Source organism: Streptomyces sp. NBC_01017 (assembly GCF_045162795.1).
Taxonomy (GTDB): Bacteria; Actinomycetota; Actinomycetes; order Streptomycetales; family Streptomycetaceae; genus Streptomyces; species Streptomyces machairae.
Window position 1 is genome coordinate 2084299 of the sequence record NZ_CP108683.1, and the last position, 13070, is coordinate 2097368.

Sequence of the window (13070 nt, forward strand, 5' to 3'; positions counted from 1 at the left end):
GGCGCCGAGCCGGGCAGGGCCGCCACGCCGGGCACGTCCCCCGGTCGCGGGAGCGAACGTCCCCCGGGCGGCTCACAGGGTTGCCCCATTCGCACGACAGCGATCGCGCAGGTGCGCGCTCCCTTCCTAGCGTTTCGCTCATCGAGGTGCATTTCCGGCGCGAGCGGAAGAAGGTCCGCAGCTGCTCCTCGGGGAACCCGGAGGACCCACCATGCGCGCGATACGTGTCGCTTCGGCCGCCCTGCTGGGCCTCGGCGCCCTCACCATGACCGCCCCCGCCGCCCACGCGAGCGGCGACAACTCCGGTTTCTGGGCCAGGGTCGTACCCACCACCGTCGCGCCGGGCGGAGAGGTCAGGCTGCGCGCGACCGGCTGCGAGCAGGGCGTGACCGTGGCGTCCGCGGTCTTCGACACGATCACCATCCCCCGGGGGCGGACGACGGCCAGGGCCACGGTCGACCGGGACGCCAGGCCCGGTGCCGTGTACGAGGTGTCCTTCTACTGCGGCACGTTCTGGCAGACGGTCGACCTCACCATCGCGGGCGGCCGGCCGGAACCGCTGCGGCCGGATCACCCGCAGAAGGGCGCCCACGCGGGCGGGGGCGGCACTCTCGCCGGGCTGGACCTCAAGGAGGTCGCCCTGGGCGCCGCCCTCATCACGGCCGCGCTCGGCACGGCGTACCACCTCTCCCGACGCCGCACGGACGAGGACGGCGCCTGACGTCACCGTCAGCTGTCGGGCCTGTGACACCAACAGGTCGGCCTGTGTGGGTCGCCGGGCTGTGCGGGTTGCGGGGTACCCCCTCACCCGCACAGGCCTTCGCCCCGGATCCCGCAAGGGGGCCGGGGTGAAGGCCTGTGGGCGTGCGATCCCGCTCCGACGGGCCCGCGGGTCAGATCCGCTTCTCCGCGCGGCGCCGCATCCAGAACACGCCGCCACCGACGAGGGCCACGGCGATGAGCCCGCCGCCGATGGCCATGTCGGTCGGGGTCGCGCCGGTGGAGCTGCTGCCGCCGAGACCGCCCTGGACGCCCCCGATGACGGTGAAGGCAGTCGGGTTGGTCAGCGTCCTGGAGTCGCAGGTGACCGTGACGCTGTGGGAACCCGGCCGCGCGTTCCTGTTGACCGTGGCCGTGCCCCTGGCGGTGTTGCTCCCGCGCACCGTGCTCAGGTGGGTGGGCCGGAAGGCGTCCGAGGTCGCGGTGCCGCCTCTCGGGCAGTTGTCGACCGTGATGGTGATCTGCCCGCCACGGGCGATGACGTTGGGCAGGACGACGATATTGCTCGGTCCGGACGGCATGCCGTCCCGCGCGACGGCCGCGGGGGCGGCAAGGCTGAGAGCGGCTACCGCGGTGGCAGCGGCCGCCATGGCACGAGTGGTACGCATGTGATCCTCCGCGGAAGACGCCCCGGGAACCGTCCCCGGTCGATCGGCGAGAAAGCGCCTCCCAGAAAGACCCTCAGATGCCGTGCCCCGGGCCGCATTTCGGCGATGGTCCGTCCTGGTGAGACGACACGCCGACGGATAACCTCACAAGCTGAATTGCCGCAGGTCACGCACCGTCAGAATTTTCCTGTGGGCGGAAACTCGGATGGCGCACCGCAAGGAGCGGGCCACCCGTTCGTATCTGCCCCGTCGCCGCTTTCGCACGCGGGACTTAGCGTTCAGATATGCGCGAATGACGGGGCGACGGCCGCGTCGAGAGGGGTAGTCGAATGTCTGCGTCCGAGCTGGCCGAACTGGCCGAACTCGCCGAAGAGGAGGAGCGGCGGAAGAAGCGTGCTCCTTGGGGAGTGATAGCGCTGGTTCTGCTGACCGGCCTCGCGCTCGTTCGCAACGGCTCGGGCGAGTTCGACGAGGGGCCGCCGCAGCCCGCCTCGGCGGCCGCCGCTGACACCCGGGTGCCCGGGGGCCTCTTCGCCGGGGCCGCGCAGCCGCTGCCGTACGCCCTGCCGGACCGCGTCAGGATTCCCGGCATCCAGGTGGACGCGCCGATGATCCCGGTCGGTCTGGACGTGGACGGCTGGGTCGGCGCGCCACCGCCGGAGGACCCCAACCTGGCGGGCTGGTTCAGCGGTTCGGTGTCTCCGGGCGAGAAGGGCACCGCGGTGGTCGTCGGCCATGTCGACAACAGCCAGGGCCCCGCCGTGTTCTACGGACTCGGGGGCCTGCAGAAGGGAAATCGCGTCGAGATCGTCCGCAAGGACGGAAAGACGGCTGTTTTCGAGATCTACGGCATCGAGGTGTTCGAGAAGAACAACTTTCCCGGCGACCGGGTCTACGCCTCGAAGGGGAGTGCCGAATTGCGGGTCATCACCTGCGGCGGCGGTTTCTCCCAGCAGAACGGTTACGACGGGAACGTCGTTGCTTTCGCCAGCCTGGTCGAGGTGCGCTGAGCATCCTCGCCGGGCGGGCGAAAGCCGTCACGCATAGTGCCGTTCCGGGACGGTGACGAAATACCCGGAGTCCAGGAGCTGCGGCAGATAGGCGCGCAGTGCCCGGACGCTCTGGGAGCGGTCGCCCCCGGCGTCGTGCGAGAGCACCACGACGCCGGGGGCGGCGCCGTTCCCGACGCGGTCGACGATCGTGCGGGTGCCGGGGGCGGTCCAGTCGAGGGTGTCGACGGTCCAGGCCAGCGGGTCCATGCCCAGCTCGGCGCCGAGCCGGAAGGCGGTGCGGTTCCAGGCGCCGTAGGGGGCGCGGAACCAGACGGGGCGTTCGCCGTAGGTGTCCTCGATGACGTCGCTGGTGCGTTCCATCTCCTCGCGGATCCGGCGGGTGCTGAGACGGGTGAGCAGCGGGTGGGACCAGGTGTGGTTGCCGACGACGTGGCCCTCGTCGGCCATCCGCGCGAGGAGGTCCCCGTTCGCGGCGGCCATCTCGCCGCACACGAAGAACATCGCGCGGACGTCGTACTCGCGCAGGGTGTCCAGGATGTGCGGCGTGTAGCGGGGGTCGGGACCGTCGTCGAAGGTCAGCACCATGGTGCGGCCGCGTCCGGACACGCTGAGCAGGGGTTCGCGCCGGATGAGGGTCCGGCGGGGCGCCACCCGGGGAGGGCCGTATCCCGTCAGGGGCTGGAGGCGGTAGCTGGAGGGCTTGAGCGCGGGCCGCGCCTGTGCGCCCGCGGCCGGGGCGGCGGTGCGGACCGGCTTGTCGGTGTCGCCCGCGACCTTCGCGAACACTCCGGCCGTGCCGGCGGCTGTGACGGCGGCGGCACCGGCGAGCAGCGCGCGGCGACGCGTGAGCAGACGTGGGGGCACCTGATCCTTCGTCATGACTCATCAGTCGCCCGATGAGGGACCGACGCACCAGTGCGACACCGGTACGGCGGTACGAAAACACCCGCCCGGCGCAGCCCTCAGGTCTGCGGGGCGCCGTCAGCGGCGGCGGACCAGGGGGAACGGCAGGGTCTCACGGATCGTCAGGCCGGTGAGGAACATGACCAGGCGGTCCACGCCGATGCCGAGGCCTCCGGTGGGCGGCATGGCGTACTCGAGGGCGTCCAGGAAGTCCTCGTCGAGTTCCATCGCCTCGGGGTCTCCCCCGGCGGCGAGCAGGGACTGGGCGGTGAGGCGGCGGCGCTGCTCGACGGGGTCGGTGAGTTCGGAGTAGGCGGTGCCGAGTTCGGTGCCGAAGGCGACGAGGTCCCAGCGCTCGGCGAGACGCGGGTCGGTGCGGTGCTGGCGGGTCAGCGGGGAGACATCGGTCGGGAAGTCCTTGTAGAAGGTCGGCAGCTGGGTCTTCTCCTCGACGAGCCGCTCGTACATCTCCAGAACGACGTCGCCATGGCCGTCGTCGGCCGTGTACGGCACGCCCACGCGATCGCAGTACCGGTGCAGCCGGAGCAGTTCCGTGTCGGGGTCGATCTCCTCCCCCAGCGCCTCGGAGATCGCGCCGTACACCGTCTTGACCGGCCACTGCCCCGAGATGTCGTGCTCCGTGCCGTCCTTGCGGGCGACCGGCGAGCCGAAGGCCGCGGTGGCGGCGCCCTGGATCAGTTCGCGGACGAGGTCGAGCATCACGTCGTAGTCGGCGTACGCCTGGTAGGCCTCCAGGATCGTGAACTCGGGGTTGTGCTTGTAGTCGACGCCCTCGTTGCGGAAGGTGCGGCCCATCTCGAAGACCTTCTCCACGCCGCCGACGCACAGCCGCTTGAGATACAGCTCGGGGGCGATGCGCAGATAGAGGTCGAGGTCGTAGGCATTGATGTGGGTGGTGAACGGGCGGGCGTTGGCGCCGCCGTGGATCTGCTGCAGCACCGGCGTCTCGACCTCCAGGAAGCCGCGTTGCAGCAGGCCCTGGCGCACCGCCTGGATGGCGGTGGAGCGGGCCCGGACCACGTCGCGGGCGGCGGGGCTGGAGACCAGGTCGAGGTAGCGCATGCGGACCTTGGCCTCGGGGTCGGCAAGGCCGCGGCGTTTGTCGGGCAGCGGGCGCAGGCACTTGCCGATGAGCTGCCAGGAGGTGACGAAGACGGTCGGTTCGCCCTTGTCGCTGACGCCGGCCAGGCCGGTGGCGCTGATGAGGTCGCCGATGTCGGTGTCGGCGGTGAAGCGGTCGAGGGCGGCGCCGGAGTCCTTGCGGGTGAGGGCGAGCTGGTGGTCGCCGGACCAGTCGCGCAGCACGGCGAAGACGATGCCGCCGAAGTCGCGTACGAGCATGATCCGGCCGGCGACGGTGACCTGTTCGCCCTTGTGGACGTGGGCCAGTGCGTGGGTGCGGACCGGGATGCCGACCGGGTAGGGGTCGACGCCGTCGGCGCGCAGCCGGTCGAGGGTGTGGTGCCGGATGCGGACCTGCTCGGGCAGGCCCGCATCCGGCCCGGCCGCCCCGGCCTCGTCCCCTCCGTCGAGGCCGAGCGCCGCCAGCGAGGGCAGTCCTTCGGTGGTCGCGGGCCGCGGTCCGCCTCGCGGGTGCCCCTTTCTGCGGAGTTGGTGCAGCGACGGTACGGAGACGAAGCCCTCGGCGATGGCGGACGCCGTGCCGATGCGGGCGAGGGAGGCGGCTTCGCCGTAGCAGATGAACCGTGGGAACCACTGCGGCTGGTATTTGGCGTTGGAGCGGTACAGGGCCTCCAGCTGCCACCACTTGGAGAAGAACAGCAGCAGGCGGCGCCATAGCCGCAGCACGGGTCCGGCGCCGATGCGGGCGCCCTCTTCGAAGACGGAGCGGAACACGGCGAAGTTCAGCGAGATCCTGCGGATGCCCATCTTCGGTGCCGCCTCGCACAGGTCGGCGACCATGAACTCCATGACGCCGTTGGGGGCGCCACGGTCCCGGCGCATCAGGTCCAGGGAGATGCCGTCCCTGCCCCAGGGCACGTAGGAGAGCAGCGCGAGCAGCTCGCCGTCCTCGCCGAGGGCCTCCACGAAGAGACAGTCGCCGTCGGCCGGGTCGCCGAGGCGGTCCAGGGCCATGGAGAAGCCGCGTTCGGTCTCGGTGTCGCGCCAGGCGTCGGCCTTGGCGATCAGCTCCTCCATCTCCCCCTCGGTGAGGGTGGAGTGGCGGCGGATGCGGCAGTGGGCGCCGGTGCGGCGGACCCGGTGCACGGCCTGCCGGGTGACCCGCATGTCGCGGCCGTCGAGGTCGAAGTCCGACACCTGAAGGATCGCCTCGTCACCGAGTTGGAGGGCGCCGAGCCCGGCGCGCGCGTAGGCCTTGGCGCCGTCCTCGGAGGCGCCCATCGCGGCGGGCGCCCAGGCGTGCCGGCGGGCCACGTCCAGCCATACGGCGATGGCGCGCGGCCAGGCCTCCCGGTCGCCGACCGGGTCTCCGCTGGCGAGGCACACGCCGGCCTCGACGCGATAGGTGACGGCGGCCTTGCCGCTGGGCGAGAAGACGACCGCCTTGTCGCGCCGGGTGGCGAAGTAGCCGAGGGAGTCCTGGCCGCCGTAGGCCTTGAGGAGGGCGCGGATGCGGGCCTCCTCGTCGTCGTGCAGGGCGGCCTCCATGCGCTGCGAGCGGAACAGCGTCGCGGCGGCGTTCAGCAGGGCGATCGCGCCGAACAGTCCGAGCACGAAGAACAGCGGGCGGGGCGGGCGTCCGTCGTAGGAGGCGCCGGAGACGAGGCCGCCGCAGACCCGGTCGGCGGCCCACGCCAGCCGCTGACTCTGCGGCAGCGTGCCGGGGAACAGTTCGACCAGCCCCCAGCCGATGAGGATTCCGACGGCCAGCCCGGCGACCAGGACGCCGAGGGCCCGGCGTACGGCGGCGCGGCGGGAGGCGGCGTAGAACTCCTTGCGGGCGACGATCAGCAGGCCCAGGGCGAGGGCGCAGACGATCAGGGAGGGGACGGAGTCGGCGTAGTCGCCGAAGATCGTGCCGATCAGGTCGCTCAGGACCAGCAGCCCGAGGTAGACGACCACCAGCCACCAGGCGATCTTCTTGCGGGCCGCTGTCGCGGCGGCGAGCAGGAAGAGGAAGACGGCGTAGGCGAGGTTGGCGCTGACGGGGACGATGATCTGGTCGAGGCCGCGCACGACCGGGCGGAGCGCGGTGCGCAGCGGCGGGATGACGGCCAGTAGGGCGCAGAGCAGTCCCAGGGCGCCGAAAAAGGTCGCGAATCCTTCCGGCACCCTGTGCAGGAAGCCGTTCCGGGGCGACCGTATCGGGCCCGTGGCACCCTTCTCGCGGGTGACCTCCACGGTGGCACTCATGCTCCGACTCTAGGAAGCCCGCGGCCTCCTCGCCCGTCGAGCGGCCTGCCCGACGGCGGGACCAGCGGCTTCCGATAGCCTCCGTGCCGTGACGGAACAGCACTCGCACCAGTTCGAGCGGGGCACTGACGGGCCCAAGGTCATCGTGGTCGGGGTGGACGGCTCCGACTCCTCGCTCCGCGCCGCGGCCTACGCCGGTGGCCTCGCCCGACGGCAGCACGCGCTGCTCGCCGTCGTGTACGTGCAGCCGGTGATGTCGGCGGGCGCGGCCCTCGGGGCGCCGGTCGCGGAGACCACCGACGAGATCGCCGAGGACCTGATCGCCCAGATCAGGGACGCGACCGAGCGGGTGAAGGGGATATTCGACGTCCGCTGGGAGTTCCACACCTTCCCCGGCGACCCCTACAACGGCCTGGTGAAGGCGGCGGACGACCTGAGGGCGGACGCCGTGGTGGTGGGCGCCTCGGAGCAGGCCGGGCACCGGATCGTCGGTTCCGTCGCGGTGCGGTTGGTCAAGGCGGGGCGGTGGCCGGTGACGGTGGTGCCGTAGTGACGGTGGTGCCGTAGTAACGGTGGTGCCGTAGTAACGGAGGGGCGGCGGGACGAGCGCTTCGTCGGCTGTCTGTACGGCGATCCGGCGCGGCGGGGGGGGCGGGGCCGGGTGGCTGCGGATCGCGCCGGAGTCGCCGACGGCGAACGGTCTCGGTTGCTCCGCCGCCGGATGAGGGCGCGTCAGAGCGTGTGCAGGAACTCGGACAGGATCCGGTTGAAGGTCTCCGGCTTCTCCAGGTTCGGGTAGTGGCCGACGCCTTCGATGACCTCGGCGCGGCCGTCCCGGACGGTGGCGGCGAGTCGCTCGGCCGCGGCGAGCATGTCGGCGGGTTCCAGGCCGCCGTTGAGGGTGAGCAGCGGGACGGCGATCTCCGATGCCCGGGCGAAGGTGTCGGTCACGGGCACGAACCAGTCCTTCTCACCGGGCGTGTGCTTCGAGAGGGTGTTGCCGGCCATGTCCCGCATCAGGCGCAGGATGTCCTGGTCGACGTCGGACAGGCTCCGGTGCTCGCCGGGTACGACCTTCATGAAGGCGTCGAGCCAGCCTTCGGCATCCCCCGCGGCCAGCTTGCCCGCCATCTCGGCCTGGAGCGCGCGGGTCCAGGCGTCCGTGTACTGGAACTCCCCGGTCGCGGCGCCGCAGGTGACCACCGCACGGATGAGTTCCGGGTGCTCCAGCACCGTGTTGGTGGCGGCCAGCCCGCCCATCGAGACGCCGACGAGGATCGCGGGCCCGGCATCGAGGTGGCGCAGCAGGGCAGCCACGTCGTCGGCCCAGCGGAAGGGCATGGACGCGTTGGCGGAGGCCCCGTGGCCGCGTAGGTCCAGGGCGACCACCCGGTACTCGGCGGCGAGGGCCGGGATCTGGGGGTGGAAGACCCGGTGGTCGACGTACCCGGAGTGGAGGAGGACCACGAGGTCCCCTGAACCACTGTCGAGGTAGGCGAGGTCGCCGTCGGCGGACGCGAAAGTGCTCAGTTCCGAAGCAACTGTCATGACAACCAAGGTGTCATCTTTTCAGGGTTTTGACAACTGAGGTGTCATGATGGACGCGTGACTCACGCCGACGCACCCCTCCCTCTCCCTCCCGACGAACTCGGCCGCCGCCTCACCGAGGTCTTCGACCTGGTGGGCCCCCTCTACCGGTTCGCCGCACGCAAGGTCGAACAGGGCGAACCGGTGGAGGGGGTGTCCGCCGGGGTACGGGCGGTCCTCAATCTGCTCCGGCAGCACGGGCCCATGACGGTGCCGCAGATGGGCCGGGCCCAGGCACTGAGCCGACAGTTCGTGCAGCGCATGGTCAACGACGCGGCGGCCCGCGGCTGGGTGGAGCTCATCCCGAACCCCGCGCACCAGCGCTCGTCGCTGATCCGGCTGACCGAGCAGGGCAGGGACGTCATCGCGGCCGTCCTCGCCCGGGAGCACACCCTCAACCGGCAGGTGGGCGGGAGTCTGACCGACGCCGAGGTGCGGGCGTGCGTGCGCGTGCTGACGGAGATGGTGCGGACCTTCGACCACGTCGACATCGACTGACCCCACCCGCCTACTCCGCCATCACCAGCCCGTCCTTGCCCGCCCCCCGGCTCAGCACGACGTCCCGGATCCGGTCCCGCACGCCGCGCACGTCGGCGCCCTTGGCGAGCGCCCGGTTGAGGTCGATCACACGGCCGGCGTCGATGTCGAACAGCTGGGGCACGAACTCGGCCTTGGCCACCTGCCAGCGAGCGCCCTTGCGGGCCGGCGGCTTGAAGGTGAAGCGGGCGAGGGTGGACTGATTGCCGCGCGGGTCCTGCACGCCCCGGTCGTTGTACATCGCGCCGGCGATCTGGTTGCCCATGCCGTAGACCACCCAGGTGCCGTTGACCTTCTCGTACGCCTGCGGCACATAGGCGTGGGTGCCGAGGATCAGGTCGATGTCGGGGCGGCCTGCGGTGCGGGCGGCCGTGAGCTCGCGGGACAGGGCCAACTGCTGGCCGTCGGGCGCGTCCTGCCACTCGGTGCCCCAGTGCAGCGATACGACGACCACGTCGGCGCCCGCCTTCCGGGCGGCCCGGGCATCCGCGAGGATCTTGGTCTGGTCGGTCATGTTGACCGCCCAGGGCTGCCCCGACGGAAGCGGGAAGCCGTTGACGCCGTAGGTGTACGCGAGGTGGGCGACCTTGGCCGCCCCCGCGCGCAGCACGGTCACGGTGCGCGCCTCGGCCTCGGTGCGCGCCGTTCCCGCGTGCCGCACCTTCGCCCGGTCGAGGGCGTTCAGGGTGCGCAGGATGCCGGCGGCGCCGTCGTCGAGGCTGTGGTCGGAGGCGGTGGAGCAGCCGTCGTAACCGGTGGCCGCGAGACCCCGCGCGACCTCCGGCGGGGACTTGAACCGGGGGTAGCCGGTGTACTCGCCGTTCTCGCCGTAGACGGTCTCCATGTGACACAGCGCCAGATCGGCGCCCGAGACCACGGGTTCGACGCCGGCGAGCATCGGGCGGAAGTCGTATCCGGAGCCGCCCGAGTCGAAGCGGGCGCGTTCGATGATCGCGCTGTGCGGGAGGACGTCCCCGGAGGCCACGAGCGTGAAGCCACGGGGCTCCTTGACGGCGGGGCCCGGGTTCCCCGGAGCGTCCCGGCTGTGGGCCTGGCAGGCGGCGCCTGCGGCGAGAACGGCGGTCGCAGCGAGGGCCACAACTCGACTGCGTGCGATCATCGGCTCACCCCTCGTGGTCGTATATACGCATCAATAGGTACGAAGCCCTACCCGTCCGCAAACAATCCGGCCACTTTCATTAGGCCGTCCGGCGCGCGTCCCATAGGCGGAAGGAACCGTTCACCGAACCGTTCGCCGACGCGATCGACCGTCCGCCGCAGATCCGTGTGCGTGCCCTGTCCCGGAACAGGTACCTGCGATGCCATACGGCCATGACGGCCGGAATCACCCTCACGAACGGGACGACCGCCGAGCACGAGCTCGCAGCGCTGCAGCGCGAGCACGGCCGGCCCCTCTTCGCGCTCCTGCTCCGGCTCTGCGACGGCGACCGGCAGCGTGCCGAGGACCTCGTCCAGGAGACGCTGGTGCGCGCCTGGCAGCATCCCGAGGCCCTGCGCGCCGACGAATTCGACTCCGTGCGGCCGTGGCTGATGACCGTCGGGCGGCGGCTCGCGATCGACGCGCGGCGGGCCCGGCAGGCCCGGCCGCCGGAGGTCGGCGACGCGATTCTGGAGAACGCACGGGTGATCTCCGATCACGCCGAGCGGGCCGCGGAGATGCTCGATGTGCGCGATGCTGTGAAGACACTCACTCCGGAGCACCGTGAAGTTCTGGTGCTGGTGTACTTCCAAGGGGCGAGTGTTGCGGAAGCCGCTCAGACCCTCGGAATCCCGCCCGGTACGGTGAAGTCCCGCGCGTACTACGCGCTGCGCGCCCTGCGCCGGGTGCTTCCTGGATATGCGGCCGACCTGCGGTGAAACCAATGGCTTAGTCAAACCTCCGTAAAGCGCCTTGCTGAACACCCCGGTTGAGTAATCGGCTGTCCTCATCCGTGTTCCGGATTGGGCAAGAGCCCAGGGCCCCGGGGTAGGGCGACGCACTCACCGGAGGAAGGCAGGAAGGGATGCTGCACAGAGGTCAAGAGAGCACGGACGGCACCGGTGGCGGTGAACTGACCGTCCCCATGGCGTGGTTGTACGCCGAGTACATTGCCGACGAGCTGCTGCGGACCGGCGATCTCATGCCGCCGACGTCCTTCGAGTTCCGTGCCGGGCGCGATGCCCTGGCGCTCACGATCTATCTGTCCGACACCGACGGCGAGCTCTCCGGCATCCGGGTCGTCACCCAGCTGGAGACCTGGCTGTCGCTCACGGCCTACGACCAGCCGTGGCAGGACTGGGTGCGCGAGCGCATGGCGGGCCTGGCGGCCGAGGCCGTCGAGTCGGGCGGGCCCGCGCCCGACCTGGAGCTCGCTGAGGCGGCCTGGCGCTGGCTGCAGGAGACCGAGCTGCTCGCGCCCGATCTGAACGCGGTGCCGGGCGGCGGAGCGCTGGTCGGTGAGGACGACGGGCCGAAGGTGTGGACGCCGGCGTGGCAGCTCGGGCTGCCGCTCGGGCACCTCGCCATCCATCTTTTTTAAGTTGTTTTCTTCTCGGACCAATCCTCGGCCCCGGCCGCTACGAATCCTTTGGTTGCGATTCGGTAGCGGCCTTGAGTGATTCGACTGCCTGGTGCGTACCAGTGGGCGCAAGGAGTAACACACCCCACACCCAACGGCACGAGGATTCGGCATGAGGTCCCTGGAGAGGCATCGCGACGTCGCCGCGTACGCGCTCGGCGTGCTGAACGAGGCGGAGGCTTTCCGCTTCGAGGACCACCTCATGGAGTGCCCCCGCTGTGCGGCACACGTGACCGAGTTCGGGCCCATCACCCGCCAGTTGATGCTGTACCGGCGGTCCACGCCCCAGTTCGTGCACCCCATGGCCAAGCCGGGCCCGCAGATGCTGAACCGGCTGCTCGAAACGGTGGCGGTCCGCCACCGCGCCCGGCGCCGGCGCACGCTGTACGCCGTGGCGGCATCGGTGGTGATCGCCCTGGCCGGACCCGGAGTCGCGGTGATGGCGAGCGGCGACGACAGTGCCGCACAGGTGGTCGAGGCGACCGACGCCCGTTCGGGTGTGTGGGCGCAGGTCACCACCGAGAACGAGGGCTACGGCAGCCAGGTGGAGCTGAAGGTGAAGGACGGCGCGGGGTCGCGCCCCTGTCATCTGATCGCCGTCGGCCGGGACGGCACCGAGGAGACCGTCACCAGCTGGCAGGCCGGCGACCACGACACCGCGGAGAACACCATGACGGGTGCCTCGGCGATGCACATGGACGAGGTCGCCCGCTACGAGGTGAGAACGGCGGACGGAGAACACCTGGTGACGCTCAAGCCCCGGTGAGCCGTGGTTCCGCCGGCTGACTTCAGGCCCGCTGCGGCCTGTTCCGTTCCGGCTACTTCAGCAGGCGCGACAGTCTGCGGTCCGCCAGCGGTTTCCCGCCCGTCTGGCAGGTCGGGCAGTACTGGAGCGAGGAGTCGCTGAAGGAGACCTCGCGGATGGTGTCGCCGCACACCGGGCAGGGCTCTCCGGTGCGGCCGTGGACACGCAGGCCGCTCTTCTTCTCGGCCTTCAGCCGGCCGGCCGCCACCCCGCGCGAGCGCTCGACCGCCTCGGTGAGGGTCGTCCGCAGGGCCTCGTACAGCGTGCCCGTCTCCTCGGGTGTCAGGGAGGCCGCCAGCTTGAACGGGGACATCTTCGCCACGTGCAGGATCTCGTCGCTGTAGGCGTTGCCGACCCCGGCGATCAGGCTCTGGTCGCGCAGGGCGCCCTTGAGTTGGCGGCGCTCGTCCTTGAGCAGGGCCGCGAGGCGCGTCTCGTCGAATTCGTCGGCGAGCGGGTCCGGGCCGAGGCGCGCGATGCCCGGGACCTCCTGGGGGTCGCCCACGACATACACAGCGAGGCGCTTTTGGGTTCCGGCCTCCGTGAGGTCGAAGCCCGCGCCGGTCTCCAGGGCCACGCGCAGCGCGAGCGGACCCTTGCCGGGGCGGGGCATCCCGCTGGGGAGCTCGTCCTTCCAGTGGAGCCAGCCCGCGCGGGCGAGGTGGGTCACCAGGTGGGGGCCGCCGGCTGTGACCAGGTCGAGGAACTTGCCGTAGCGGTGCACCGCGGTGACCTCGTGCCCCTCGACGGCGGTGACCGGCGGGTGGTACGTCTTCAGGACGCTGATCGCGACGGGCAGCACCCTCACAACCTCGTGGCCGACCAGGTTCTCGGTCAGGAAGTCCTTGAGCGCTTCGACCTCGGGGAGTTCCGGCATACGTCCAGAGTGCCACCCGGCACC

General features: G+C 71.1%; 13 protein-coding genes. 7 read left to right on the top strand and 6 right to left on the bottom strand.

Annotated features, from left to right (window positions below):
* The first annotated feature begins 211 nt into the window (after nt 1-211).
* Nucleotides 212-721: a hypothetical protein gene (locus OG331_RS09730; RefSeq protein ID WP_406194011.1), complete on the top strand. Its 510-nt coding sequence runs from the start codon at nt 212-214 to the stop codon at nt 719-721.
* 172 nt (nt 722-893) lie between these two features.
* Here the strand turns inward: OG331_RS09730 and OG331_RS09735 are convergent, their stop codons facing one another.
* Nucleotides 894-1388: a hypothetical protein gene (locus OG331_RS09735; RefSeq protein WP_363036702.1), complete on the bottom strand. Its 495-nt coding sequence runs from the start codon at nt 1386-1388 to the stop codon at nt 894-896.
* A 329-nt stretch (nt 1389-1717) separates the two neighbouring features.
* On the opposite strand from OG331_RS09735, the gene OG331_RS09740 reads away from it, so the two are divergent.
* Nucleotides 1718-2398 (top strand): class F sortase, encoded by a 681-nt coding sequence (locus tag OG331_RS09740; protein WP_406194013.1) that lies wholly within the window; start codon nt 1718-1720, stop codon nt 2396-2398.
* A 27-nt stretch (nt 2399-2425) separates the two neighbouring features.
* On the opposite strand, the gene OG331_RS09745 is transcribed toward OG331_RS09740, so the two are convergent.
* Nucleotides 2426-3280, bottom strand: coding sequence for a polysaccharide deacetylase family protein (locus OG331_RS09745; RefSeq protein WP_406194015.1), 855 nt, complete (start codon nt 3278-3280; stop codon nt 2426-2428).
* 102 nt (nt 3281-3382) lie between these two features.
* Nucleotides 3383-6661 (bottom strand): bifunctional lysylphosphatidylglycerol synthetase/lysine--tRNA ligase LysX, encoded by a 3279-nt coding sequence (gene lysX / locus OG331_RS09750; protein WP_406194017.1) that lies wholly within the window; start codon nt 6659-6661, stop codon nt 3383-3385.
* An 88-nt stretch (nt 6662-6749) separates the two neighbouring features.
* Here lysX and OG331_RS09755 point away from each other — a divergent pair, with 88 nt between their 5' ends.
* Nucleotides 6750-7211 (top strand): universal stress protein, encoded by a 462-nt coding sequence (locus tag OG331_RS09755; RefSeq protein WP_362383468.1) that lies wholly within the window; start codon nt 6750-6752, stop codon nt 7209-7211.
* Nucleotides 7212-7393: 182 nt separating this feature from the next.
* Here OG331_RS09755 and OG331_RS09760 read toward each other — a convergent pair whose 3' ends face one another.
* Nucleotides 7394-8209 carry an alpha/beta fold hydrolase gene (locus OG331_RS09760; RefSeq protein WP_406194019.1) on the bottom strand — a complete coding sequence of 272 codons (816 nt, stop codon included), beginning with the start codon at nt 8207-8209 and terminating at the stop codon, nt 7394-7396.
* A 57-nt stretch (nt 8210-8266) separates the two neighbouring features.
* Here OG331_RS09760 and OG331_RS09765 point away from each other — a divergent pair, with 57 nt between their 5' ends.
* The gene (locus OG331_RS09765; RefSeq protein ID WP_406194021.1) at nt 8267-8746 is read left to right on the top strand and encodes a MarR family winged helix-turn-helix transcriptional regulator; all 480 of its coding nucleotides are present in this window, start codon (nt 8267-8269) and stop codon (nt 8744-8746) included.
* A 10-nt stretch (nt 8747-8756) separates the two neighbouring features.
* Here OG331_RS09765 and OG331_RS09770 read toward each other — a convergent pair whose 3' ends face one another.
* Nucleotides 8757-9905, bottom strand: a complete 1149-nt coding sequence (locus tag OG331_RS09770; protein ID WP_406194023.1) for a CapA family protein — start codon at nt 9903-9905, stop codon at nt 8757-8759.
* A gap of 212 nt (nt 9906-10117) precedes the next feature.
* On the opposite strand from OG331_RS09770, the gene OG331_RS09775 reads away from it, so the two are divergent.
* The 3 genes from OG331_RS09775 to OG331_RS09785 all read left to right on the top strand — a co-directional run bounded on the left by OG331_RS09775 (nt 10118) and on the right by OG331_RS09785 (nt 12130).
* Complete coding sequence (locus tag OG331_RS09775; protein WP_406194025.1) at nt 10118-10663, top strand: sigma-70 family RNA polymerase sigma factor; 546 nt, start codon at nt 10118-10120, stop codon at nt 10661-10663.
* A gap of 146 nt (nt 10664-10809) precedes the next feature.
* On the top strand, nt 10810-11325 hold the full coding sequence (locus OG331_RS09780; RefSeq protein WP_406194027.1) for a hypothetical protein: 516 nt from the start codon (nt 10810-10812) through the stop codon (nt 11323-11325).
* Nucleotides 11326-11476: 151 nt separating this feature from the next.
* Nucleotides 11477-12130 (top strand): zf-HC2 domain-containing protein, encoded by a 654-nt coding sequence (locus tag OG331_RS09785; protein WP_406194029.1) that lies wholly within the window; start codon nt 11477-11479, stop codon nt 12128-12130.
* A 52-nt stretch (nt 12131-12182) separates the two neighbouring features.
* Here the strand turns inward: OG331_RS09785 and OG331_RS09790 are convergent, their stop codons facing one another.
* Nucleotides 12183-13046, bottom strand: a complete 864-nt coding sequence (locus OG331_RS09790) for an Fpg/Nei family DNA glycosylase (protein WP_406194031.1) — start codon at nt 13044-13046, stop codon at nt 12183-12185.
* Nucleotides 13047-13070: the final 24 nt, after the last annotated feature.

What these genes read in the sequence shown, in the direction of transcription:
- OG331_RS09730 (WP_406194011.1), top strand. Translation starts at nt 212, where the DNA reads ATGCGCGCGATACGTGTCGCTTCGGCCGCCCTGCTGGGCCTCGGCGCC.
- OG331_RS09735 (WP_363036702.1), bottom strand. Translation starts at nt 1,388, where the DNA reads ATGCGTACCACTCGTGCCATGGCGGCCGCTGCCACCGCGGTAGCCGCT.
- OG331_RS09740 (WP_406194013.1), top strand. Translation starts at nt 1,718, where the DNA reads ATGTCTGCGTCCGAGCTGGCCGAACTGGCCGAACTCGCCGAAGAGGAG.
- OG331_RS09745 (WP_406194015.1), bottom strand. Translation starts at nt 3,280, where the DNA reads ATGACGAAGGATCAGGTGCCCCCACGTCTGCTCACGCGTCGCCGCGCG.
- lysX (WP_406194017.1), bottom strand. Translation starts at nt 6,661, where the DNA reads ATGAGTGCCACCGTGGAGGTCACCCGCGAGAAGGGTGCCACGGGCCCG.
- OG331_RS09760 (WP_406194019.1), bottom strand. Translation starts at nt 8,209, where the DNA reads ATGACAGTTGCTTCGGAACTGAGCACTTTCGCGTCCGCCGACGGCGAC.
- OG331_RS09770 (WP_406194023.1), bottom strand. Translation starts at nt 9,905, where the DNA reads ATGATCGCACGCAGTCGAGTTGTGGCCCTCGCTGCGACCGCCGTTCTC.
- OG331_RS09775 (WP_406194025.1), top strand. Translation starts at nt 10,118, where the DNA reads ATGACGGCCGGAATCACCCTCACGAACGGGACGACCGCCGAGCACGAG.
- OG331_RS09780 (WP_406194027.1), top strand. Translation starts at nt 10,810, where the DNA reads ATGCTGCACAGAGGTCAAGAGAGCACGGACGGCACCGGTGGCGGTGAA.
- OG331_RS09785 (WP_406194029.1), top strand. Translation starts at nt 11,477, where the DNA reads ATGAGGTCCCTGGAGAGGCATCGCGACGTCGCCGCGTACGCGCTCGGC.
- OG331_RS09790 (WP_406194031.1), bottom strand. Translation starts at nt 13,046, where the DNA reads ATGCCGGAACTCCCCGAGGTCGAAGCGCTCAAGGACTTCCTGACCGAG.